Below are 21,218 nucleotides of genomic sequence, written 5' to 3'. Positions count from 1 at the left end.
GGGAACCGCCCGCGCCGTCCGCCGCGTCCAACGGTCATGAACGCACGGGCAGCGGTACTTGCAGCGGTCGCGGTCGCGGCGCTCGCCGTGGCCGGCTGCGGGCCGACGGACTCCGGCACGGCGGCCGATGGCGGGCGGTCCGGTACCCCGTCGGGTTCGCCGACCACGAGCGCGGCACCGACGCCGGCACGGTCCGGTTCCCCGTCCGTGACGCCGTCGCCGGGCCGGCCCTCGACGAGCCCGGCGACCCCGGCCGGCTCGGTCCGCCTCCAGGTCACCGGTGGGTTCGTGGGCAAGAACGACGTGCTGACGGTCGACGGGGACGGGGCCTGGACCTACGAGGGGCGCTCCGGTACCAAGCACGGCACCCTCACCGAGGACCAGCGCGACCGGCTGACCGCGCTGGTCACCGACCCGAAGCTGGCGAACGAGGCGCGGCTGCGGATGCCGAAGAACATGTGCGCGGACGGTGTCTCGTACCGGCTGACTGTGGGGTCACTCACGCTGACCCGGGTGAACTGCGGTCACTCGACACAGACACCAACCTTCAACGCGATCGTTGAGCTGCTGGGAAAGGCGACACCGATTTGAGGTACCGAGACGGGAGATGTCCGATCGGTACCGGACAGACGTGACACCGGAGGTTTCCGGCTCTGAGGGGCGCCGGAAGCCAGCTGCGTCGCCCCGGTCCTGGCGCTGGGGCAAGGGCCGGGGCGACGCGGCACCACCTCAGTGGTTGGCCTGGAACCAGGGCTCGGTCCAGCCCAGGTACGGCTTGCCCCAGGTGCTCTTGATCTCGGAGATGGTGGTCTCGGTCAGGGTGCCGTTGCCGTGGATGTCGTTGGAGACGAACTTGCCGTCGCCGATGGAGATCATCACGTGCCCGGCGCCGCCGGAGAAGAACGCCAGCCCGCCCGGCGGCACGTTCGTGTCCCCGGTGTGCTTGTACTGCGACGGCACCGCGAGCCAGTGGTCGTACGCGGTGTACGAGCCGCTCGCGCTGAACCCGTACGCCAGGCCGACCACGTGGTCGCACCGGTTGTAGTAGTCGGCCACGTACGACGTCGTCTCGTGCGAGACCGCCCAGGAGACCGCCTGCGCGCAGGTGCGCGGGTCACCGAGGCCGGAGGTCGAGCAGGTGGTGGGGGTACCGGAGCAGAGCGGCGCGACGAGGCCGTCCGAGCCGGTGTAGACGTAGGTGTCGGTGACGTAGCCGCCCTTGGCCGGTACGTGGTCCCAGACGTTGCTCGTGCCGTACTTGCCGGTGACGGTGTCGCCGTAGGTCTGGCAGTCGATGGAGATCGTCTCGCCGTTGGCGACCGAGCCGACCGAGGCGTCCGAGGTGTGCGGGCCGGAGCGCACGTTGACGCTGGCTCCGCTGTCGGTGTGCACGGTGCCGCTGGCCGCGGCCGAGGCCGGCCCGGCGAACGAGACCAGGGCGAGGACGGCGCCGCCGGCCACGGCGACGGCAACCCGGGCCCATCTCCGGGTGATGACGGGAACTACGGACATCTCCGCTCCTCTCGCAGAAGAGAGCTATGTCGGAGATTGTCGTCGTCGTCCCCCTCCCTACGCTAGAGAAACTTTCCACCTTTTGGGTGGTTGGTTGAAAGATCTTGCCAGCACGGGCCGGTCAGGTCGCCGAGCCGAGCACGTCGTCGGCGTCCAGGATCGTGTACGCGTAGCCCTGCTCGGCGAGGAAGCGCTGCCGGTGCGCGGCGTACTCGGCGTCCAGGGTGTCCCGGGTGACCACGGTGTAGAAGTGCGCCTGCCGGCCGTCGGCCTTCGGCCGCAGCACCCGGCCGAGCCGCTGCGCCTCCTCCTGCCGGGAGCCGAACGTGCCGGACACCTGGATCGCCACCGCCGCCTCCGGCAGGTCGATGGAGAAGTTCGCCACCTTCGACACCGCCAGCACCCGCAGCTCGCCGGACCGGAACGCGTCGAACAGCCGCTCCCGCTCCCGCGTGGTCGTCTTGCCCTCGATCACCGGCACTTCGAGGTCGGCAGCCAGCTCGCCCAGCTGATCCAGATAGGCCCCGATGACCAGCACCTGCTCGCCCGGATGCCGGGCCACCAGCGCCTCCACCACCGGCACCTTGGTGTGCACGGTCGCGGCGAACCGGTAGCGCTCGTCCGGCTCGGCCGTCGCGTACGCCATCCGTTCGGCGTCGGTGGGCGTCACCCGCACCTCGACGCACTCGGCCGGCGCGATCCAGCCCTGCGCCTCGATGTCCTTCCACGGCGCGTCGTACCGCTTCGGGCCGATCAGCGAGAACACGTCGGCCTCCCGGCCGTCCTCGCGCACCAGCGTCGCGGTCAGCCCGAGCCGGCGGCGGGCCTGCAGGTCGGCGGTGAACCGGAAGATCGGCGCCGGCAGCAGGTGCACCTCGTCGTAGATGATCAGGCCCCAGTCGCGGGCGCCGAACAGGTCGAGGTGGGTGAACGCGCCCTTCCGTCGCGCGGTCAGCACCTGGTAGGTGGCGATGGTGACCGGCCGGATCTCCTTGCGCTCGCCGGAGTACTCGCCGATCTCGTCCTCGGTCAGCGTGGTCCGGGCGACCAGCTCGCGCTTCCACTGCCGGCCGGCGACCGTGTTCGTCACCAGGATCAGTGTGGTCGCCTGGGCGTGCGCCATCGCGGCCACGCCGACCATCGTCTTGCCGGCGCCGCACGGCAGCACCACCACACCGGAACCGCCGGCCCAGAACGAGTCGGCGGCCTGCACCTGGTACGCCCGCAGCTGCCAGTCGGTGTTGTCCAGCCCGATCTGGTGCTTCTCCCCGTCGACGTAGCCGGCCAGATCCTCGGCCGGCCAGCCCAGCTTCAGCAGCGCCTGCTTGAGCCGGCCGCGCTCGGACGGGTGCACCACCACGGTGTCGTCGGCGACGCTCGCGCCGAGCATGCCGGCCAGCTTCTTCGACTTCGACACCTCGACCAGCACCGCGCGATCGAGCCCGCGCAGCACCAGGCCGTGCGCCGGGTCGTTCAGCAGCTGGAGCCGCCCGTACCGGTCCATCGTCTCGGCGATGTCGACCAGCAGCGCGTGCGGCACGGGGTATCGGGAGAACTTGATCAGCGCGTCGATGACGCCCTCGGCGTCGTGGCCGGCGGCCCGCGCGTTCCACAGCCCGAGCGGCGTGATCCGGTACGTGTGGATGTGCTCCGGCGACCGCTCCAGCTCGGCGAACGGCGCGATCGCCATCCGGCATGCGGTCGCGTCCGGGTGTTCGACCTCGAGCAGCAGGGTCTTGTCGGACTGCACGATCAGCGGACCTTCGGGCACGGGGCGGCCTCCAGCGAAAACGACGCGGACCCTCTAGTGTGCCTCGCCCGGACGGCGCAGTGCCGGGGCGTGCCCAACCCCGGTGGCGGAGCGTGGCGAACCGATCGCCCGGCGGTGGCGCGGATGGGTTCGCACGGCCCGGACCGCGGCAGCGCCGCCGGTTGGAGTCCAGCCATTGGGAGGAAGGAACGGTCGAACCCGACCGGCGGCCACCGACCCCAGGCCGACCTTGTGGCCAGGCCGACCAGGATCATGCAGCCGGCTCGCCGGTGCCACCGCAATCCTCGCGCCCCTGCGGTGGCACCGGCCCTGCGCCCCTGGATCCCCATCAGGGACGCCGCCGTCACCGTGTCGGATCGCTACCCCCAGCGATCCGGCCGGTCGTCGTGCCGGCTGGCTGACAACTGCCACTCTGCCGCCGCTACCTGCGGTGAAGCTGGCCCGAGCCTTGGAGGTTCCTGAAAACGGCAAGAGGACGGTTAGAGGCTGGTCGGCGGCATTCAGCGGGGCCGTGTCGACACCGGTACGGTGCGTGCCACCACCGCCTCGTCGGCGTCGTGTGCCGCCGCCGGGCTCACGTCGGCCGGGCGGGGCCGGTACCCGGGCAGTCCACTCAGGCCGTCGCTCTCGTCCAGGATCCGGGCCCGTACCGAGCCCTTCAGCGTCAGCTGCACCGTGATGCCGTTGGTCGGCGCGGCGTAGAACGTCACCGCGAGCGCCCACCGGCCGTCCGCCGTCGTGCGTACCGGCTTGCCCTGCACCCGCACCGAACGCACCGCGGCACCGTGCGGCAGGTACAGGCCGAGGATCGGGGCGCCGCGCGCCGAACGCAGCCGGAGCCGGAGCGTGGCGTACCCGTCGGCGTCGGGGCGGCCGGCCGACAGCGCGGTGAGCGTGGGTGCGGGCACGTCCGCCGCCGGCGCCTTCCCGGTGCGCATCCGACCGTCGGCGCGGCCGCCCAGGACCGGGAAGCGGTCGCCGACCTGCTCGGTGCCGGTACCGACGAAGTGGCTCAGCCAGCGTTGCGCAGCACCGCGGTCCGCCTCGCCCGGCTGGGAGCTGGCCCAGATCGCCCGGCCGGTGTCGGCGTCCAGCGCGTACGTCAGGTGCGCCGGCTCCGGATGGCGCGCGTCGAAGCCGGAGGTCGCCACCCCGAGCACCCCCGCTACCAGCGTCGACACCAGCAACACGGCCGGCAACAGGACCGGCCGCCGCCACCCCCGCCGAACCGTTACCGGCTCGGCCCGGTCCGCGGTGGGCGCGGGGGAGGCGATCGTGTCGGCGACGGGGCCGGCGGTACGGCCGCGCAGGGTCAGGGCGAGCAGCGGGACCAGGGCGAACCCGGCGAGCACCACCAGCAGCGCGCCGGCCGCGCCGGTGGCGAGCCCGAGCGCCGGGAACAGCAGCGCCACCGTCGGCGCCAGGATCAGTACCGCCGGGGCCGCGCCGAGCGGGAACGCCACCGGCGCCGCGACCGGCCAGCGCAGCGCCACCAGCAGGCCGCCCGCGGCGAACAGCGCGGGCAGCGCCGCCAGGTAGGAGCCGCCCGGGACGAGCGCGGCCAGCACCAGCCCGAGCAGCGCCAGCCAGCTCAACCCGGCCAGCGCCAGCGCGACGCCGCCGATCCGGCGGCGCAGCAGCACATACCACAGCGCCAGCACGCAGGCCGCGAGCAGTACCACGGCGAGCCGGAGCAGGCCCGGGTGGTACGGGTCGCCGGTCAGCATGCCGGCGTACCCGGGCCGGATCCAGCCCAGCAGCGCCCACCCGAGCTGGGCCAGCACCGCCGACACCGCGATCGGCAGTACCGCCAGACCGAACCCGCCGGCCACCCGGGGCAGCGTGACCAGCCGCCGGCGCCGGGCCAGCGCGACCGCCGCCGCCACCGCCAGCGCGGCCAGCGCAGCCAGCGGCCACACCAGCGCGCCCGGGTAGCGCACCAGCAGCCCGAGCACCGGGAAGTACGTGTCGTCGCCGGACGCGGTCTGGCGGCGCAGGTCGACCGAGCCGAACGCGCGGGTCAGCGCCAGCGCGTTCGCGCCGTGCTGCTGCAGGCTGCCGCGGTCCATCGCGGCCGGCGTGTCCTGCGGCGTGTGGTACACCGCGGAGTCGTCGATGTAGGCGGAGTTGAGGCCGGCGAAACCCGCCTCGCGGAACAGGGTGAAGTCGGTGTCGTTCGGCAGCCGCCGGTAGATCTCCACCGCGAACGAGGTGCCCACCGGGTACGGCGCGTGCGCCCCGAACTGCCGCACCAGCGCGGCGTTGTTCCGCGAGGTCTCGAACATCACCACCGGCCCGCCGCCGCCTCGCGCCTCCAGGTTCAGCACCACCGAGTCGCGGGCCTGGTCCCGGTGCGCCGCGACGTACGCGGCGGCACCGCACAGGCAGGCCTCCTCGCCGTCGGTGAACACCAGGACGACGTCGTTGTCCGGCCGGCCGCCGCGCATCAGCGCCCGCGCGGTCTCCAGCAGCGCCGCGGTACCGGCGCCGTCGTCCGAGCCGCCCGGCCCGACCCGGACCGAGTCGGTGTGCGCCACCAGGATCACCTGTCCCGTGGGGTGCCGGCCGGGGATGCGCGCCACCACGTTGGACACCTCGGCGAGCTGGCTGCCGGCGCCCAGCGACGTACTGGCCCCGACGCCGCGTTGCACGGTCGCGTCGATCCCGTCGGTGGCGAGCTGGTCGATGATGTAGCGCCGGTTGGTGTCCTGCGCCACCGAGCCGACCTGGTGCACGTGCGAACCGAGCACCCGCACGTGCCGGTACGCCCGGGTCGCGCTGAACTGGTCGGCCGGTGCGTCCGCCGGCGCCGGTGTCGGCGTCGCCAGCTGCGCCACGGTACCGGCGGTCAGTAGCAGAATCGCGGCCCAGCCGGGCAGCCAACGCAGCACATTCGCCTCCATCGAGGGATCCAGGCTGGACATCCACGCCCCGGTCGGACCCACCCGGCCCGCGTGCCGCCAGCGCGGACGATACTGCCAACGTGTCGGTTCCGGGAGAGGGCGAGGCGGTACCGGCGGCCTACGCGCCGGCCGCGCCGGCCACGACGGCCCAGCGCGACGAAGCCGACGACCTGGTCTGGGCCGCGCCCCGCTGGGTCGTACCGCTCGGCGCGGTGTTCGTGGCGGTCCTGATCGTGATCTGCTTCCTGGTCTTCTGGCGCGGCATGGGTACGTCCGTCCGGCAGTCCGCGGTCGAGGCGTTCGGCGTGGCCTTCGGGCTGCTGGTGGTGCTCTCCGTGATCGGCGCCTGCTGCCTCGCCGCCCGCCAGCCCCGCCCCGACCCCCGCCGCCAGCCCCGTTGAGGCCCTGAACCGCCGTCACCAACCGGCGGGGCGGTGTCAGACCTCGGCGGGGGTGGCGGAGACGATCCGGTGCAGCGAGAACGTGTGCAGCGTTTCGGTGCGGTCGTCGGCCGCGCGCAGGTAACCGGCCCCGATCGACACCGGCCGGACCAGCCGGGACACGTTGCCCCCGTGCGCATCCACGTACCCGACCCAGATCCGCTGCCGGGTGGTGATCGCCTCGCGCAGCACCGTGATCGCGTCGGCGGTGGAGCGGACGTCCGGATTCGGCGCCCGGTTGGCCGCCCGCGCCGCCCGTTCGCCCCGGCGCAGCGCGGCGATCACCTGGTCGAGCTGGTCGCGGCTCAGCTGGGCCGGCAGCTCGCGCGGCGGCACCCGCGGCCGGGTCCGAGCCAGCGCCCGCGGCTGGTCCGGCCGCTGCGCCAGCACCACGCCGCCGGCGTCCTCGGCGACCGGCGCGTACCCGGTGTCGCGCAGCATCTCCAGCAGCCGGTGCACCTGGAACGGGCTGATCAGTACGGTCGGCGCGACCGGCCGCAACGCCAGCAGCCCGAGCCGCCGGTCGGCGACCAGCTGAGCCAGCAGCGCGGTGTCCTCGCTGCGCAGGTACGCCGAGCAGGCGCCGACGCGCAACCCGCCGTGCCGGCGCGCCACGTCGTCCACCAGGTAGGTCAGCGCCTGCGGCACCGGGGTGCTGGACCGGCGGGCGAACAGCGTGTGCAGGTCGGCGGCGGTCAGTCCGGCGTCCAGCGCCCGGCGCACGCTCGCCGTGGTCACCCGGTACACCGCGGCCTGGCCGGCGGACTCGACGTCGGCGACCAGCGCCAGCTCGGCGGCGAGCGCCGGCTCCGGCGGCCCCGGTACGACCACGGTCAGGTCGGCCTGCACCAGCACCGTGTCCACCGGCGCCGGCAGCAGCTCCGCCAGCGGTACCGAGGGGTCCGGCCCGGCCGGCATGGGCTCGATGCCGAGCGGATCGGGCTCCCCGGCCGGCGCCTCGACGAGCACTTCCCGGCCGTACCCGGTGAGCGCGCCGCGGCCGGTCACGCCGAGCGTGGCGGCCTCGGCGAGCGCCCAGCGGGTCGCGTCGGCGGCCCGGCCGGCGCGCCGCGGCGAGCGCCAGGACAGCAGCGCCACCACGTCGTCGACCGCCGGAGCGGCCCCGGCCGGCAGCTCGGTCAGCACCCCCAGCGCGGCCCGGCGCAGCGCCGGCGCGGACAGCCGGGCGGCGCCGCCGGACAGCGGGGTGATCGCCTTGTCCTTGTCGTCGCGGGTACCGATCAGGCCCGGTTGCCGCGCCAGCTCCAGCCAGGCGCACGCCAGCCGCACCCAGCGCTGCGCCGGGGGCAGCGACCGCCAGTCGTCGTAGCCGGCGGTCGGCAGCCAGGCCGGCACCTCACCGTCCGCCTCGGTGATCAGCTCCGCGGCGGCGGCCACCTCCAGCAGCAGCGCGCAGTCGCCCTCGCCGCAGGCCAGCGACTCCGCCAGCCGGCGCAGGTCGCGGACACCCAACCCGCCGGACTTGAGTACCGGCGCCGGCCGGTCGGCGAGGGCATCGCACAGCGCCGCGGTCAGCCGCAGCACCTCCATCACCTGGCCGGCACCGGCCGAGTCGACCGAGGCCGCGGACCGTACCGGCGCGTCCGGCACCGGCGGGTCGGGGTGCAGCTCGCCCAGCGGGCCGACCTCCCGGCGCAGCACCAGACCCAGCTCCCGGGGCAGCTGGACCGTGTCGATCCGGTCCGGCGCGAGCAGGCGGTGATCCAGCAGCCAGCGCACTGGGCCGTCGCTGTCCGGCTCGCGCACCGTGCCGACCGGCGGGCCGGCGGCGAGCCGGTCCAGGACCGCCCGGGCGGCCGGCGGGGCGGCCAACAGCTCGCGACGCAGCGCGCCCGGGTCGGCGGCGAGCGCGGCGACCTCCGGGTCGAGTTCGGCCGCCGGCCGGCCCAGCCCGGCCGGATAGGGCGTGCACAGCTCGTCCACGCTGTGCCCGACGTGCAGCTCGGTGTCCGGGCCGTACACGATCGCAAGCTCGCGCAGGCGGGTCAGCGCGTCCCGGACCCGGCCCTCCGGTACCGATGTGGCCAACGCCACGATGTCACCGACCGTGGCCGCGCCGGTCGGCTCGGCGGCCAGCCGGACCGCGTCCAGGATCTCCAGCGTGAACCGGTCCAGCCCCTCCAGGGCGCGCGCCAGCGACAACCGCGACTGGGCACGCGAGGACAGAGCCGACAGGTCGGCAGGTACCGGCACGGCCAGATCGGGGCGTGCGGCCAGCAGCGCGGCGAGCTGCGCGTCGGACAGCTCGCGCAGCGCATCGACGAGACGTGTGGGCATCGTCTGCCAACGTTAGAGCCTCGGTCGCGGCGCGGTCCCTCCGGCGGGCGGACCAGCCTTGCCGTGTGTCAGACTTGCCGAAGTTGCCTGGCGCCAAGGAGGAGATATGTCGGCGCACACGGGTCCGGAAGCGGTCGAGGGCCGCCCGGTCAAGCCGGGTCACCTGCCGATCAGCGAGATGTTCTCGGACCGGGCCGGCGCGGGATCGCCGTTCGGCGAGGATCTGACCTTCCCGCTGCCGACCGACCAGATCGTCTACCACCTGCCCGCCGAGCACGACGCCCACTGAGTTCAGCTGCATCGCAGCGATGCGTGCCGTCGTGCCGGGCATCAGCTCGCCAACGTCCACCGGGTCGCGTTCCGTCGCCCCCGGTGACCGGGCCTTCCCTCCCCGTCCGAACCGCTCCGCCGGGTTCGTGGCGGGGATTGTCGTGCCCGGGTTCCAGGGTTCTCTCGGCGTCGACCGACCCGTCGGCTCGTCGTCGCTGTCCGTATCCCCCACTGTCTGAGGCTTCGGCACAGAAAGGGCCCTGTACCCGGCGCTGAGTTCGGCAGTCGACGGCGCTCACGCAGGACGCCATGTGTCGCGAGGAGTGACCATGCCAACCGATACCGCGGTGCCTCCTGCCCTACGGGTCGTCAACTACGCACACCGGGGCGCCTCCGGGCTCGCGCCGGAGAACACCCTCGCGGCCTTCGCCGAGGCCGCGACGCACCACGCCGCCGCCGTCGAGCTGGACGTGCGGCGCACCCTGGACGGCCACCTGGTCGTCATGCACGACCCGACTCCGGCCCGTACCACCGATGTCGCCCGGGTGTTCCCGGATCGCGCGGACGCGCCGGTGCACGCGTTCACGCTGGCCGAGCTGCGCCAACTCGACGCCGGCGGCTGGTTCGACGCGCGGTTCGCCGGCGAGCGGGTACCGACCCTGGACGAGGCGATGGACGTCCTCGCCGGGCACCACCTGCGGCTGCTGCTCGAGGCGAAGACGCCCAGCATCTACCCCGGCATGGCCGGCCAGATCGCGCACATCCTGCGCGACCAGCGGGCCCAGTGGCTGGCGGCACCGGGCCAGGTCATCGTGGAGAGCTTCGAGGAGGAGTTCATCCGCGAGCTGCGCGCGGTGCTGCCCCGCGTACCGGTCGGGTTCCTGGGCGCGCCGAGCCCCGAGCAGCTGGTCGGGTTCGCCACCTTCTGCGATCAGATCAACCCGCACGCGGTCGGGCTGACCGCCCAGTACATCGAGCAGGTGCACCAGTTCGGCATGGCGGTGAACGTCTGGACGGTGGACGAACCGGACGACATGCGCGCCGCCGTGGCGGCCGGCGTCGACGGCATCATCTCCAACCGGCCCGACCGGTTCACCGCCATCTTCGGCGCGAACCCGCAGCTGAACTGAGCCGGAGCCGGCCGAACCGTACGGGATCGGCCGGCACGGTGGCATCGGCAACAGCGGTGCAGACCCGCACGTGCGTAGTCTCGGTGGTATGAGCGCCGCCGAACTTCCCCCTCTGGTCGTCGGGTTCGACCTGGACATGACGCTGCTGGACACCCGACCGGTGATCGGCGCCGTGTACCACCTGCTGGCCGCGGAGACCGGTACCCACATCGACGTGGACACGGTCGTCGGGCGGCTCGGCCCGCCGCTGGCCGACGAGCTGGCCAACTGGTTCCCGGCCGACCAGGTGCCGGCCATGGTCGACCGGTACCGGGAGATCTACCACGAGCACATCGGCGCGCAACAGATCCTGCCGGGCGTGGTCGACTCGCTCGCCGCGGTCCGGGCCCAGCACGGCAGCGCGGTGGTGATCACCGCCAAGCACCCGGACGGCGCCCGCCGGCACCTGGACGCGGCCGGCTTCGAGGTGGCCGAGCTGGTCGGTTCGGCCTGGGCGGACGGCAAGAGCGCTGCGCTGGTCGAGCGGTCCGCCACGGTCTACGTCGGCGACCACACCGCCGACATGGCCGCCGGCCGCGCCGCCGGGGTGTACTCGGTCGGCGTCACCACCGGCGGCTGCACCGCCGAGGAGCTCACCGCGGCCGGCGCCGACGTCGTCCTGCCCGACCTGACCGGCTTCCCGGCCGTGCTGGACGACGTCCTGCGGGAACGCCGGCTCGCCGCCCTGCGGGCCCGGCTGGCCGAGCTGGGCAGCCTGGTCGTCGCGTTCTCCGGCGGCGCCGACTCGGCGTTCCTGCTGGCCGAGGCGGTGCGGGTGCTCGGTACCGAGAACGTCGTCGCGGCGACCGCGATCTCGCCGAGCCTGCCGGCGGCCGAGCTGGCCGCGGCGCGCGAGTTCGCCGCCGGCCTGGGCGTGCGCCACCTGACCCCCGGTACGCACGAGATGCGCCGGGAGGGCTACCGCGCCAACGCGGGCGACCGGTGCTACTTCTGCAAGGCGGAGCTGCTCGACACGGTCGGCCCGCTCGCCGCCGAGCTGGGCATCGAGCACGTGGCCACCGGTACCAACGCCGACGACGCGGTGGCCGGGTTCCGGCCCGGCATCCGGGCGGCGTTCGAGCGCGGTGCGGTGACGCCGCTGCGCGACGCCGGCCTGACCAAGTCCCAGATCCGGTACGCCTCGCGCGAGCTCGGGCTGTCCACCTGGGACAAGCCGGCCGCGGCGTGCCTGTCCAGCCGGATCGCGTACGGGATCCAGATCAGCCCGGCGAAGCTGCGCCGGGTGGAGCGCGCCGAGACCACCCTGCGTGCCGCGCTGGTGGGTGCCGGTATCCCGGTACAGAACCTCCGGGTGCGCGACCTGGGCGAGGACGGGGCCCGGGTCGAGGTCGACGCAGACCTGGTCGCCGCGGTCCGGGACCGCTCGGACCTGCTGGCCGAGCTGACCGACTTCGACACGGTGACCGTCGACCCGCGCGGTTTCCGCTCCGGCGCCATGAACGAACTGCTCCCCAACCCCGAGGTGTTTCGGTAGCCAGGGTCGCGGGGCGGGTCCAGTTGTCCGATGGCGGCGTTGTCGTCGGGCCCGAGTGCGTTCGCACACGGACCCTCCTCCGCCTTGCCCTCGAACAACTGGACCTCGCCCCGCTTCTGTCCCCACGGGGCTGGGGTTTACTGCTTCACCGGGATTCTCCAGGTGCGGCGGTGCGGCGGTGCGGCGGTGCGGCGGTGCGGCGGTGCGGCGGTGCGGCGGTGCGGCTCGGGCGGTCGGGGGATGGGCGGGGCGAAAAAGCTCGGTCGCCGGAAGCGGGCAGGGGCGGATAATCTTGGTACGGGCGGCGCGGTACGGCCGCCCGCTCGCGTGTCGCCGCCGACCACCCGTGGCGCGGCGGTGCGCGAGATCACGCGCGGCAGCCGCCGCGGGGACAGCCACGCGCGGCCGGGGTGCTGCGCGGACGAGATACGAGGTGCGCGGTGCCCACCGGGCGAGTCAAGTGGTACGACGCGGAGAAGGGCTTCGGCTTCCTGACCCAGGACGAGGGCGGTGACGTGTTCGTGCACAAGGCCGCGCTGCCGGCTGGCGCGACCACGCTGAAGCCCGGGCAGAAGGTCGAGTTCGGCGTCGTCGAGGGCCGCAAGGGCAACCAGGCCCTGTCGCTTCGGCTGCTGGACGCCCCGCCGTCGCTGTCCGAGCTGCGCCGCCGACCGCCGGAGGAGCTGCACGGCCTGATCGAGGACATGATCAAGGTGCTGGAGGCGAAGGTCCAGCCGGGCCTGCGACACGGCCGCTACCCCGACCGCAAGTCCTCGGCCAAGATCGCCGAACTCGTGCACGCCGTCGCCCGCGAACTGGAGGGCTGAACCGCTGCAGTGATCGCCGCGGCGGACGCGCGGTCGGAATGTGGTGGCGCGGCGATGGCGGGATCGGCAGGATGGCCGCCGTGCTGACGGATGTGTGGCCGCTGTTCGGTCTTGTCGTGCGTACCGGTCGGGTCGAGCTGCGGTTGCCGCGGGACGAGGAGCTCGCGGCGCTGGCCGAGCTGGCCGGTCGCGGCGTGCACCGGCCGGACGAGCAGCCGTTCCTCACTCCGTGGACGGCCGGTGACCCGGCCGACCGCGCCCGCCGGGTGCTGCAGGGCTTCTGGTCCGGCCTGGCCGAGTGGCGGCAGGCGTCGTGGAGCCTCGACCTCGGTGTCTTCCGGGACGGCGAACCGATCGGCTCGGTCTCGCTGAACGGCACCGACTTCCGGGTCGTCCGCGAGGTGACCACGTCGTCCTGGCTCGGCCTGCCCCACCACCGTCAGGGGTACGGGACCGAGGCCAGGATCGGCCTGCTCGCCCTGGCGTTCGACCACCTCGGCGCGAGCGCGGCCCGTACCGAGGTGTTTCCGGACAACGCGGCGTCGCAGGGCGTGTCTCGCAAGCTCGGGTACCGGCCGGACGGCATCAGCGTGGACGCCCGCGGCGACGAGGCGCTGGTCTCGCACCGCCTCCGCCTGCCCCGCGCCGCGTGGCTCGACGGCACGCACCCGCCGGTGACCGTCGAGGGCCTCGCCCCCTGCCTCCCCCTTTTCGGCCTCTGACGGCTCCCCCTTTTCGGCCTCTGACGGCCGGGCCGCGCTCGGCGTGGCCCGCCCGCCTGGCGCTGGCCGGCACCACCGGCCGGCCGGGGCCGGTCAGCGGAGCGGGCGGGGGAGGGGCGGGATGATCCCGGCGGCGGTGGCGCGGCTGAGCAGGGCGTCGATGGCGGCGTAGCCCTCGTCGCCGAGGTCGGCGGTGAACCCGTTGACGTACAGGTCGATGTGCTGCTGGGCCACCGACGGGTCCATCTCCTGGGAGTGCGCCAGCACGAAGTCGCGGCTCGCCTCGGGATGCTCCCAGGCGTACCGCACCGAGGCGCGGATCCACTCGGTCGCCGCGGCGGCGTCGACGGCGTCCCGGCGGGCCAGGATCGCGCCGAGCGGGATCGGCAGCCCGGTCGTACCCTCCCACCATTCGCCCAGGTCGGCGAGCTTGGTCAGACCGTGCTGCCGGTAGGTGAAGCGGGCCTCGTGGATGACCAGGCCGGCGTCCCACTTGCCGGCCGCCACCCCCGGCATGATCGTGTCGAACGGCACCACCTCGACCCGGGCCGGTGCGAGGTCCGCCGCCCACAGCCGGAACAGCAGGTACGCGGTGGACCGGTCGCTCGGCACCGCGACGGTGGCGCCGCGCAGCGCGGCCTGGTCGGCGCCGGCGTCCGCGGTCAACACCAGCGGGCCGCAGCCGCGGCCGAGCGCGCCGCCGCAGGGCAGCAGCTGGTAGGAGTCCAGCAGCCACGGCAGCGCCGCGTAGCTCACCTTGACCAGGTCGTACGCGCCGCGTTCGGCGGCGTTGTTCGTCACGTCGATGTCCGCGTACGTGACGTCGAACTCCGGTGCGTCCGGCACCAGCCCGTGCACCAGCGCGTGGAACACGAACGTGTCGTTCGGGCACGGCGAGAACGCCAGAGACAGGGTGCTCACGAACGTTCCTCCTTCGTCGGATCGTTCGTGGGGCATCGAGACGGACGGTGCCCGTGATTGGCTCGCCCACGCTCGCTCATGCGACCCCCTGGATGGAGAAAGTCCTGGTCAAGGCGGCCAGGGCGAGGTCGAACCGCCAGCTCGCGGTGTCGCGCGGGCCGACCAGGTTGGAGATCGCCCGCACCTCCGCGAACGGCAGCCCCTGCTGCGCCGCGGCCGTCGCGACCCCGAATCCTTCCATGGCCTCCGCGACCGCACCCGGGTACCGGGTGGTGAGTGCGGCGCAGGTCTCGGCGGTGCCGGTGGCGGTACTGACGGACAGGATCTCGCCGCTGATCGCGCCGGCCTGCGGGGGGAACAGCGTCGGGTCGGCGGCGTACCGGTTGACGCCGAAGCCGAGCTCGTCGACCGGGATGAAGCCGCCCGGCGACTCGGCGCCGAGGTCGGCGGCGACGCTCGCGGTGGCCACGACGATGTCGCCGATCTGTGCCCGGCCGGGGTAGGCGCCGGCGATCCCGGCGCAGATCACCGCCTGGTACGGGGCGCTGTCGGCGAGCGCCACGGCGATCTCGCGGGAGGTACCGGCGGCGGCCTGGGTCGGGCCGACGCCGACCTCGACGACGGTGACCTCGGCGGCGTTCGGCGCGAGCGGATCCGGCAGTACGGTGGCGCCGCCGAGGCCGGCCAGCACCGCGTCGCGTTCGGCGGCCACCGCGGTGGCGATCAGCAGGCGAGGCAGCATCCGCCCATTGAAACACCGCCCCTGGATCGTCCCCGCAGCCGGCGCGGCCCGCCCGGCCACGGCACGCCGCCGGCCGGGTCGGGGTGGCTCAGCGGGGGCAGCCAGCCCGGCGGTGGGCTGGGTCGGGTGGCTCAGCGGGGGCAGCCAGCCCGGCGGTGGGCTGGGTCGGGTGGCTCAGCGGGGGCGGGCGAGCAGCCGGCGGGTGCGGTCGGGGATCTCCGCCGGGAGCGTGCCGACGATGTCGGCGAGGCTGACCGCGGCCAGGCTGGCGCGCCAGGCCTCGTGTGCGGTGCGCATCGTGGCGGCCAGCGCGCACGGTTCGGTGCACTCCGCGGCCGGCGCCGCCCCGCGGCCCTGTTGCCGCAGCTCGCGGCACTGGTACGGGTCGGCGCCGCCGTCGACCGCCTCGACCACGTCGAGCACGGTGATGCGGTCGGCCGGCCGGGCGAGCCGGAACCCGCCGCGCGGCCCGGTGGAGGCGGTCAGCACGCCGGCGCGGACCAGGTGCGCCAACTGCTTGGCCAGGTAGGGGGCGGGCACGCCGAAGTGTTCGGCGAGCTGGCCGGTGCTCGCCGTGTCCCCGGCCGACAACTGGGCCAGCGCGGCGGCGCTGTGCAGCACCCATTCGCAGCTTTCCGGCAGCTTCACTCGATCAGCATAACCATGCTCTACTATTATGGATCTACGATATCCATGATTAGGGAGTGGGCAGATGCGGATCGCCGTTGCCGGAGCCTCCGGCCACATCGGCACGCTGGTGCAGGACGAGCTGACCCGGGCCGGCCATCAGGTCGTCCCGATGAGCCGCAGGCACGGCGTCGACGTACGCACCGGGGAAGGGCTGGCCGCCGCGCTGGCCGGTGCCGACGCGGTCCTCGACGTGACGAGCAACGAGTCCACCGAGGAAGCCGAGACCGTCGGATTCTTCACCGAGGCCGGCCGATCGTTGCTCGCCGCGGAGCAGCGGGCCGGGATCGGCCATCACGTCGTGCTGTCCATCGCCGGCGTGCACGACGTGCCCGGCAACGCGCACTACGCGGGCAAGCGCGCCCAGGAGGACGTCGTCGCCGCCGGCCCGGTGCCGTACAGCATCGTGCCGGCGACGCAGTTCCACGACTTCGCGGCGATGGTCGCCGGCTGGCTCGCGGTGGACGGGGTGGCGCCGATCGCGCCGCTGCTGCTGCAGCCGGTCGACCCGGCCGACGTCGCGGCCGTCCTGGCCCGGGTCGCCACCGGCGCGCCGGTCGGCCGCCGCCGCGACCTCGCCGGGCCGACGACCGAGGACATGGTCGACATGGCGCGCCGGACGTTCGCGGCCCGCGGTGAGTCGATCCGGCTCGTACCGACCTGGCAGAACGGGATCTTCGACGCATCGATGGCCGGTGAGGTGCTGCTGCCGGGGCCGGACGCCGAGATCGCGCCGACCTCGTTCGACGACTGGCTCGCCACCCAGCGCCCCTGACCCGCCGCGGACCCGGCCCTGCCACGCGTGCCCGGACCTCCGTGGGGGTCCGGGCCACCCCGGCACGCCGGACGGACCGGGCGATCGGGCCGCCGCGGGCGTCAGCCCCGCGGTGGCGGGTCGCGGCGCGGGCGGTAGAGGTGGTAGCCGGGCGGGACGAGCGGCTCGGTGTCCGACTCGTCGGCCGCCGAGGTGGTGGCCCCCGGCATCCGCCGGGTGGCCCCGGCCGGCGAGCCCGCGTCGGCGTCGACGCGCCGCGCTCCCCGGTCGGCAACCCGGTCGGGACCGGGACCTGGCTGCGCCCGGTCCCGCGGCGGCGCCGCCGGCTCGACCCGTTCGGTCGCGATCTCGTCCTCCGGTGCCCGGTGCGGGACGCCGTGCAGCCGCTCGGCCCGCAGCGACCGGGCCCACCAGCCGACCCGCACCGCGGCGGCCAGCACGCCGGCGGCGAGGATCGCGATCCCGGTGGTACCGCCGAGCGGGATCAGGCCGATCGCGCCGCCGAGCACGAACGCCAGCATCAGCAGCGTCTCCGAGTGCGAGAACGCCGACGCGCGCAGCCGCTCGCCGATGCGCTCCTGGATGATCGCGTCCACCGACAGCTTCGCCACGCCCGAGCAGAACGCGGTGAGCAGGCACAGCGCCGCCGCCGTCCAGGCGGTGTAGAAGAGCGTGGCGGCGATCCCGGCGAGGCCGGTCAGCCCCAGCCCGATCGCCTGCAGCAGCAGCGGCCGGCGGATGGTCAGCCGGGTGCACACCGCGGTGGCGAGGAACGAACCGGCGCCGAGACCGCCGATCACCACGGCCAGCAGCGCGGTCTGCGGCAACTGGTACCCGGCTATGCGCAGGGCGAAGTCGCCCTCCCGGATCCGGAACGCGAGGAACAGAGTGAGGAAGCCGTACCCGGCGCGCAGGGTGGCGCTGCCGGCGAGCGCGGCCCACACCAGCCGGCCGGTCAGCACCTTGATGCCGACCGAGCGGAAGATCTGGAAGATGCGCGGTGGCGTCTCCGGCGGTTCGGAGTCGGCCTTCGGCGGCAGCCGCAGCGTCACCACCATGCCGAAGACGAACACCACCGTCGCGAGCCGCAGCGGCCACTGCGGGCCGAGCCAGGCCAGCGCCACCCCGATCGCGCCGATGACGCCGCCGGCGACCGTACCGAACAGGGAGGCGCGGGCGCCGGCCTCGACCAGGCCGAGCCGGCGCGGCAGCAGCCGGGGCACCGCGGCCGACCGGGCCACCCCGTACGAGCGGGACAGCACCAGCACGCCGAACGCGGCCGGGTACAGTGCGATCGTGTTCATCTGGTCGGAGATCACCCAGGCCAGGAACGCCCGGCCGAGGAACGTCACCGCGAGCGCGTAGCGCCGGCCGTGCCGGAACCGGTCGAGCAGCGGCCCGACCACCGGCGCCAGCAGGGCGAACGGCGCCATCGTGACGAGCAGGTAGAGCGCGACCTTGGTCCGGGCGTCGCTGGTGGCGCCGGCGAAGAAGATCGTGCCGGCCAGGCCGATCGCGACCAGCGCGTCGCCGGCGCAGGACGCGGCGTGCAGGTCGAGCAGCCGGATCATCCCGGTGTCGCCGGCGCCGCCGCGGTCGCGCGCGGACCGCACCCGGCCCGCCGTCTTGCGGGTCAGCCACTCGACCCCGCCGACGACCCCGGTCACACAGCGCACGATCAACCGCAGCACGACGGCAACCGGACGCAGCCAGGACATGCCCCCCATCCTGACGCACGGAGGGCAGCCGGGCCATCTCTGTGGTCGAACGGGGGCGACCGGCCGGCCGCCAGGCCCGGTTGGGGCCAGCGGCCGGTCCGCGAGGGCACGGGGAGGCGTGCCGGCGTCGTGCGGTGGCGGGTCGGCCATCGCCCGAGTGCGAGAGGTCAGTTGGTGTCACCGAGGATGCGCGCCGCCAGCCGCTCCTGCGCGTCGGTGGACAGCGGGTACTGCGACGGGGTCGGCTTCCCGGGCCCCGGCGAGTCGGGGCCGACCCCGGTCCACGGCCCGAACAGGAGCAGGCCGGCCACCCGCGGGTGCGCCTCGGCGATCCGCCGGTACTGGTCGAGTCCGGCGGCCACGGACTGGTCGGTCTGGCCGGCGCAGATCGGGGTCGCCTCGGCGAACAGGAACAGCTCCCGTCCGGCCCGGTCCGGCACCTGCCGTTCGAGGGTGTCGAGGGTCGCGTCGATGCGGGTCGGGGACTGGCAGTACCAGTCGAACGCGACCCAGTCCACCTGGTCGGGTACGCGGAACGTGTCGGTCACGGCGGGTCCGGCCTCGTTGAGCAGCACCGGGATGTCCGGGTAGGTCTTCTTGACCAGGTTCGCCGAGGTGGCGACGTCGTCGTAGCTCGCGTGCCGCCAGTACGGCTCGTCGAGGACGGAGAACGCGGCGATCCGGTCCAGGTACGGGCGGACCTGCTCGGCGAGCGTGGCCCAGCGGTCCGCCGCGTTCGGGTACAGCGGGCAGGCGGTGGACGAGCACTGGAAGAACTCGTTGCCGGTGTAGACCACGCAGGACTTCGGCGCGCAGCGTTGCAGTTCCTCCGGCCGGTACTTGTCGGCATCGCTGATGGTGACGAAGTCGAGGTTCGAGCGCCCGGCGACCTCGTCCAGGTGGTTGCCGCCGTCGCGGGTCTGGCGCGCCGCGAAGTAGCCGGTGTAGCGCAGGTGCGAGCCGGCCGGTCGGCGCAGCGCGGTGCTGTCGACGGCCCCGGCCGCCAGGTCGTCGACCGTGGAGACGTCCGTTTCGTTGCTGCCGTACCGGCCGAGGAACAGCCAGGTCCGGTCCGGCACCGCCGCCGGCAGTGGCACCGTCGTGGTGGCGTCGTCGACGCTGAGGTGGAGCGTCTGCCCGGTCACCGAGAGCCTCACCCGGTAGGTGCCACCGGACGCGAAGTCGGGGAGGTTGCGCACCAGGGTGCCGGCCTGATGCACCTGGACGCTCCCGTCGGACCGCACGAGTACCGACAGGTCCACGTCGGCGTTGCTGACGTAGCCCCAGCTCCTGGCGTCGTGGCTGAGCACGATCGAGGACCAGGCACCCGAGGTGGTGCTGCCCACCACCGGCGTCAGGGTCGCCGCCACCGACGTGGCGTCGTCGGTGGCGACCACCGGAGCGTCCATCCGGACCGCCGAGGTGCCCTGGAAGAACGACAGGGTGTCGGCGTGCTCGGGGTGGTTGACCTGCGAGTACCACGGTCGCGGTGCGGTGCCGGTGTTCCACAGACCGGACACCCGGGTGTACGTCACGCCGCCGGTGCCCTGCCGGCCGGCCAGGCCGTCGTTCAAGCCGTACCCCGGGTCGGCGTCGTGGGCGCCGTCGAACGAGTCGTGGAATGTCCGGGTGTCGCCCGCCGTGACGCCCGCGGTCGCGCCCGCCGGCACGGTCGCCGTCGCGCCAGCCGGCACGGTCGCGGCCAGGGCGGCGGTGATCGCCACCACCGCCGCCATCGCGAGCTGGATCCGGTTGCGCATGAACTCTCCCCGTGGCGTGTCGTGGTCTCGATCGTGGTGGGACACCTGGCGCCGTTGCGCGGCGCTCGACGCGACGGCTCGCGCCGTCGGCCCCGGACGGCCGGTCCTGGACGTTCGGTGCGGGCCGACCCCGTCTGTCCACTGTGGATGGTCAGGAGGCGTGCCGGTTGGCCGGCACCGCGCTCGCCCGCACCGGACGGTAGTCGCGGACCGTCCGCCCGGACCACGATCGAAACCGGCACGTGACCCTCCTGTCAGCGCGAACGACGCTGACAGCGTCCCGGCCCTGCGTCCGGCCGAGCTGCGCAACCGCTCCGTCGCGGCACTGCGCGAAGCCCCGGCCCGATCAGCCGGTGCCCGGGTCGACGTGCCGCAGCTTGTCCGGGTTGAGCACCGCGAACAGTTCGTGGATGCGGCCGTCCCGCACGGATGCCGCGAAAACCTGCTCGCCGCCGTCGATGCTCAGCCGCATCGCGACCGATCCGTTCACCTCGACGATCTCCGCCCGGCCGATCGGGTACCGGGCGACCAGCCCGGCCACGAACGCGAGCACGTTGTCCCGGCCGCGCACCGGCCGCAGCGCCGCCCGTACCTTGCCGCCGCCGTCGTTCCAGGCGGTGACGTCCTCGGCGAGCAGGGCGGTCAGCTGCGCCATGTCGCCGCTGCGGGCGGCGGCGAGGAACCTGGTCAGGATCTCCCGGTGCTCGTCCGCGGACGGCTGGTACCGGTCCGGCCCGCCGGCGAGCCGCCGGGTGGCCCGGTGGTGCATCTGCCGGCAGGCGCCGGCGGTCAGGTCGAGCATCTCCGCGATCCGGTCGTACGGCAGCGCGAACGCCTCGCGCAGCAGGAACACCGCGCGCTCCGGCGGGGACAGCCGCTCCAGCAGGTGCATCGTCGCGTACGAGACGGTGTCACGCAGCTCGGCGGAGTCCAGCGGGTCGAGCGCGCCGGTCGCCACCGGCTCCGGCAGCCACGGGCCCGGGTAGATCTCCCGCTTCGCCCGCGCCGAGCGCAGCTGGTCCAGCGCGAGCCGGGACACCACGGTCATCAGGAACGCGCGCACGTCGCGTACCTGGCTGCGGTCGGTGCGGCGCCACCGCAGGTACGCCTCCTGCACCAGGTCCTCGGCGTCCCACATGCTGCCGGTCATCCGGTAGCCGAGGCCGAGCAGCAGCCGGCGGTGGTCCTCGAACTCGTCGCTCACCACT

Annotated in this window: 18 protein-coding genes; 8 read left to right on the top strand and 10 right to left on the bottom strand. The window is 74.1% G+C overall.

The genetic code is table 11. The annotated features are described in order from the left end of the window. Positions 1 to 36: 36 nt before the first annotated feature. Positions 37 to 591, top strand: coding sequence for a hypothetical protein (locus Asera_RS02030; RefSeq protein ID WP_030448827.1), 555 nt, complete (start codon positions 37 to 39; stop codon positions 589 to 591). A gap of 138 nt (positions 592 to 729) precedes the next feature. Here Asera_RS02030 and Asera_RS02025 read toward each other — a convergent pair whose 3' ends face one another. The 3 genes from Asera_RS02025 to Asera_RS02015 all read right to left on the bottom strand — a co-directional run bounded on the left by Asera_RS02025 (position 730) and on the right by Asera_RS02015 (position 6,207). Beyond that, positions 730 to 1,512, bottom strand: coding sequence for a hypothetical protein (locus Asera_RS02025; protein ID WP_051802823.1), 783 nt, complete (start codon positions 1,510 to 1,512; stop codon positions 730 to 732). Positions 1,513 to 1,633: 121 nt separating this feature from the next. Continuing rightward, positions 1,634 to 3,283: a DNA repair helicase XPB gene (locus tag Asera_RS02020; RefSeq protein WP_030448825.1), complete on the bottom strand. Its 1,650-nt coding sequence runs from the start codon at positions 3,281 to 3,283 to the stop codon at positions 1,634 to 1,636. A gap of 500 nt (positions 3,284 to 3,783) precedes the next feature. Continuing rightward, on the bottom strand, positions 3,784 to 6,207 hold the full coding sequence (locus Asera_RS02015) for a M28 family peptidase (RefSeq protein WP_244843695.1): 2,424 nt from the start codon (positions 6,205 to 6,207) through the stop codon (positions 3,784 to 3,786). A gap of 59 nt (positions 6,208 to 6,266) precedes the next feature. Here Asera_RS02015 and Asera_RS02010 point away from each other — a divergent pair, with 59 nt between their 5' ends. Continuing rightward, a complete protein-coding gene (locus tag Asera_RS02010; RefSeq protein WP_030448823.1) occupies positions 6,267 to 6,587 on the top strand; it encodes a hypothetical protein in 321 nt (106 codons plus the stop codon). A 36-nt stretch (positions 6,588 to 6,623) separates the two neighbouring features. Here Asera_RS02010 and Asera_RS02005 read toward each other — a convergent pair whose 3' ends face one another. Continuing rightward, positions 6,624 to 8,924, bottom strand: coding sequence for a helicase-associated domain-containing protein (locus Asera_RS02005; RefSeq protein ID WP_030448822.1), 2,301 nt, complete (start codon positions 8,922 to 8,924; stop codon positions 6,624 to 6,626). A gap of 106 nt (positions 8,925 to 9,030) precedes the next feature. On the opposite strand from Asera_RS02005, the gene Asera_RS02000 reads away from it, so the two are divergent. The 5 genes from Asera_RS02000 to Asera_RS01980 all read left to right on the top strand — a co-directional run bounded on the left by Asera_RS02000 (position 9,031) and on the right by Asera_RS01980 (position 13,407). Then, positions 9,031 to 9,213: a hypothetical protein gene (locus tag Asera_RS02000; RefSeq protein WP_030448821.1), complete on the top strand. Its 183-nt coding sequence runs from the start codon at positions 9,031 to 9,033 to the stop codon at positions 9,211 to 9,213. A gap of 310 nt (positions 9,214 to 9,523) precedes the next feature. Then, positions 9,524 to 10,324: a glycerophosphodiester phosphodiesterase gene (locus Asera_RS01995; protein WP_157035102.1), complete on the top strand. Its 801-nt coding sequence runs from the start codon at positions 9,524 to 9,526 to the stop codon at positions 10,322 to 10,324. An 88-nt stretch (positions 10,325 to 10,412) separates the two neighbouring features. Continuing rightward, entirely contained in the window at positions 10,413 to 11,858 is a 1,446-nt protein-coding gene (gene larE / locus Asera_RS33485) for an ATP-dependent sacrificial sulfur transferase LarE (RefSeq protein WP_030448819.1), read from the top strand. Positions 11,859 to 12,298: 440 nt separating this feature from the next. Then, positions 12,299 to 12,685, top strand: a complete 387-nt coding sequence (locus Asera_RS33765) for a cold-shock protein (RefSeq protein WP_030448818.1) — start codon at positions 12,299 to 12,301, stop codon at positions 12,683 to 12,685. A 71-nt stretch (positions 12,686 to 12,756) separates the two neighbouring features. Next, the gene (locus tag Asera_RS01980; protein WP_030448817.1) at positions 12,757 to 13,407 is read left to right on the top strand and encodes a GNAT family N-acetyltransferase; all 651 of its coding nucleotides are present in this window, start codon (positions 12,757 to 12,759) and stop codon (positions 13,405 to 13,407) included. Positions 13,408 to 13,500: 93 nt separating this feature from the next. Here Asera_RS01980 and Asera_RS01975 read toward each other — a convergent pair whose 3' ends face one another. From Asera_RS01975 to Asera_RS01965, 3 genes are all read right to left on the bottom strand, one after another. Beyond that, on the bottom strand, positions 13,501 to 14,364 hold the full coding sequence (locus Asera_RS01975) for a 1,4-dihydroxy-6-naphtoate synthase (protein ID WP_051802820.1): 864 nt from the start codon (positions 14,362 to 14,364) through the stop codon (positions 13,501 to 13,503). Between the two features lie 40 nt (positions 14,365 to 14,404). Next, positions 14,405 to 15,067 carry a futalosine hydrolase gene (locus Asera_RS01970; RefSeq protein ID WP_211255760.1) on the bottom strand — a complete coding sequence of 221 codons (663 nt, stop codon included), beginning with the start codon at positions 15,065 to 15,067 and terminating at the stop codon, positions 14,405 to 14,407. Between the two features lie 177 nt (positions 15,068 to 15,244). Continuing rightward, the gene (locus Asera_RS01965) at positions 15,245 to 15,718 is read right to left on the bottom strand and encodes an RrF2 family transcriptional regulator (protein WP_030448814.1); all 474 of its coding nucleotides are present in this window, start codon (positions 15,716 to 15,718) and stop codon (positions 15,245 to 15,247) included. Positions 15,719 to 15,782: 64 nt separating this feature from the next. Between Asera_RS01965 and Asera_RS01960 the strand changes: the two genes are divergently transcribed. Continuing rightward, positions 15,783 to 16,532: an SDR family oxidoreductase gene (locus tag Asera_RS01960; RefSeq protein ID WP_030448813.1), complete on the top strand. Its 750-nt coding sequence runs from the start codon at positions 15,783 to 15,785 to the stop codon at positions 16,530 to 16,532. A 101-nt stretch (positions 16,533 to 16,633) separates the two neighbouring features. On the opposite strand, the gene Asera_RS01955 is transcribed toward Asera_RS01960, so the two are convergent. The 3 genes from Asera_RS01955 to sigJ all read right to left on the bottom strand — a co-directional run bounded on the left by Asera_RS01955 (position 16,634) and on the right by sigJ (position 21,214). Then, on the bottom strand, positions 16,634 to 18,250 hold the full coding sequence (locus tag Asera_RS01955) for an MFS transporter (RefSeq protein WP_051802819.1): 1,617 nt from the start codon (positions 18,248 to 18,250) through the stop codon (positions 16,634 to 16,636). Positions 18,251 to 18,417: 167 nt separating this feature from the next. Further along, positions 18,418 to 20,010, bottom strand: coding sequence for a hypothetical protein (locus Asera_RS01950; RefSeq protein WP_030448811.1), 1,593 nt, complete (start codon positions 20,008 to 20,010; stop codon positions 18,418 to 18,420). Positions 20,011 to 20,356: 346 nt separating this feature from the next. After that, on the bottom strand, positions 20,357 to 21,214 hold the full coding sequence (gene sigJ / locus Asera_RS01945) for an RNA polymerase sigma factor SigJ (protein WP_244843693.1): 858 nt from the start codon (positions 21,212 to 21,214) through the stop codon (positions 20,357 to 20,359). Positions 21,215 to 21,218: the final 4 nt, after the last annotated feature.

Source organism: Actinocatenispora sera, from assembly GCF_018324685.1.
GTDB lineage: Bacteria > Actinomycetota > Actinomycetes > Mycobacteriales > Micromonosporaceae > Actinocatenispora > Actinocatenispora sera.
The sequence above is the reverse complement of the archived record's forward strand: the minus strand, read 5'-3'. Positions and strand labels throughout refer to the sequence as shown.

Excerpts from the sequence above, each read along its gene's own strand:
- Asera_RS02030 (WP_030448827.1), top strand. The coding sequence starts at position 37 with ATGAACGCACGGGCAGCGGTACTTGCAGCGGTCGCGGTCGCGGCGCTC.
- Asera_RS02025 (WP_051802823.1), bottom strand. The coding sequence starts at position 1,512 with ATGTCCGTAGTTCCCGTCATCACCCGGAGATGGGCCCGGGTTGCCGTC.
- Asera_RS02015 (WP_244843695.1), bottom strand. The coding sequence starts at position 6,207 with ATGTCCAGCCTGGATCCCTCGATGGAGGCGAATGTGCTGCGTTGGCTG.
- Asera_RS02005 (WP_030448822.1), bottom strand. The coding sequence starts at position 8,924 with ATGCCCACACGTCTCGTCGATGCGCTGCGCGAGCTGTCCGACGCGCAG.
- Asera_RS02000 (WP_030448821.1), top strand. The coding sequence starts at position 9,031 with ATGTCGGCGCACACGGGTCCGGAAGCGGTCGAGGGCCGCCCGGTCAAG.
- Asera_RS01995 (WP_157035102.1), top strand. The coding sequence starts at position 9,524 with ATGCCAACCGATACCGCGGTGCCTCCTGCCCTACGGGTCGTCAACTAC.
- larE (WP_030448819.1), top strand. The coding sequence starts at position 10,413 with ATGAGCGCCGCCGAACTTCCCCCTCTGGTCGTCGGGTTCGACCTGGAC.
- Asera_RS01980 (WP_030448817.1), top strand. The coding sequence starts at position 12,757 with ATGGCCGCCGTGCTGACGGATGTGTGGCCGCTGTTCGGTCTTGTCGTG.
- Asera_RS01975 (WP_051802820.1), bottom strand. The coding sequence starts at position 14,364 with ATGCCCCACGAACGATCCGACGAAGGAGGAACGTTCGTGAGCACCCTG.
- Asera_RS01960 (WP_030448813.1), top strand. The coding sequence starts at position 15,783 with ATGCGGATCGCCGTTGCCGGAGCCTCCGGCCACATCGGCACGCTGGTG.
- Asera_RS01955 (WP_051802819.1), bottom strand. The coding sequence starts at position 18,250 with ATGTCCTGGCTGCGTCCGGTTGCCGTCGTGCTGCGGTTGATCGTGCGC.
- Asera_RS01950 (WP_030448811.1), bottom strand. The coding sequence starts at position 20,010 with ATGCGCAACCGGATCCAGCTCGCGATGGCGGCGGTGGTGGCGATCACC.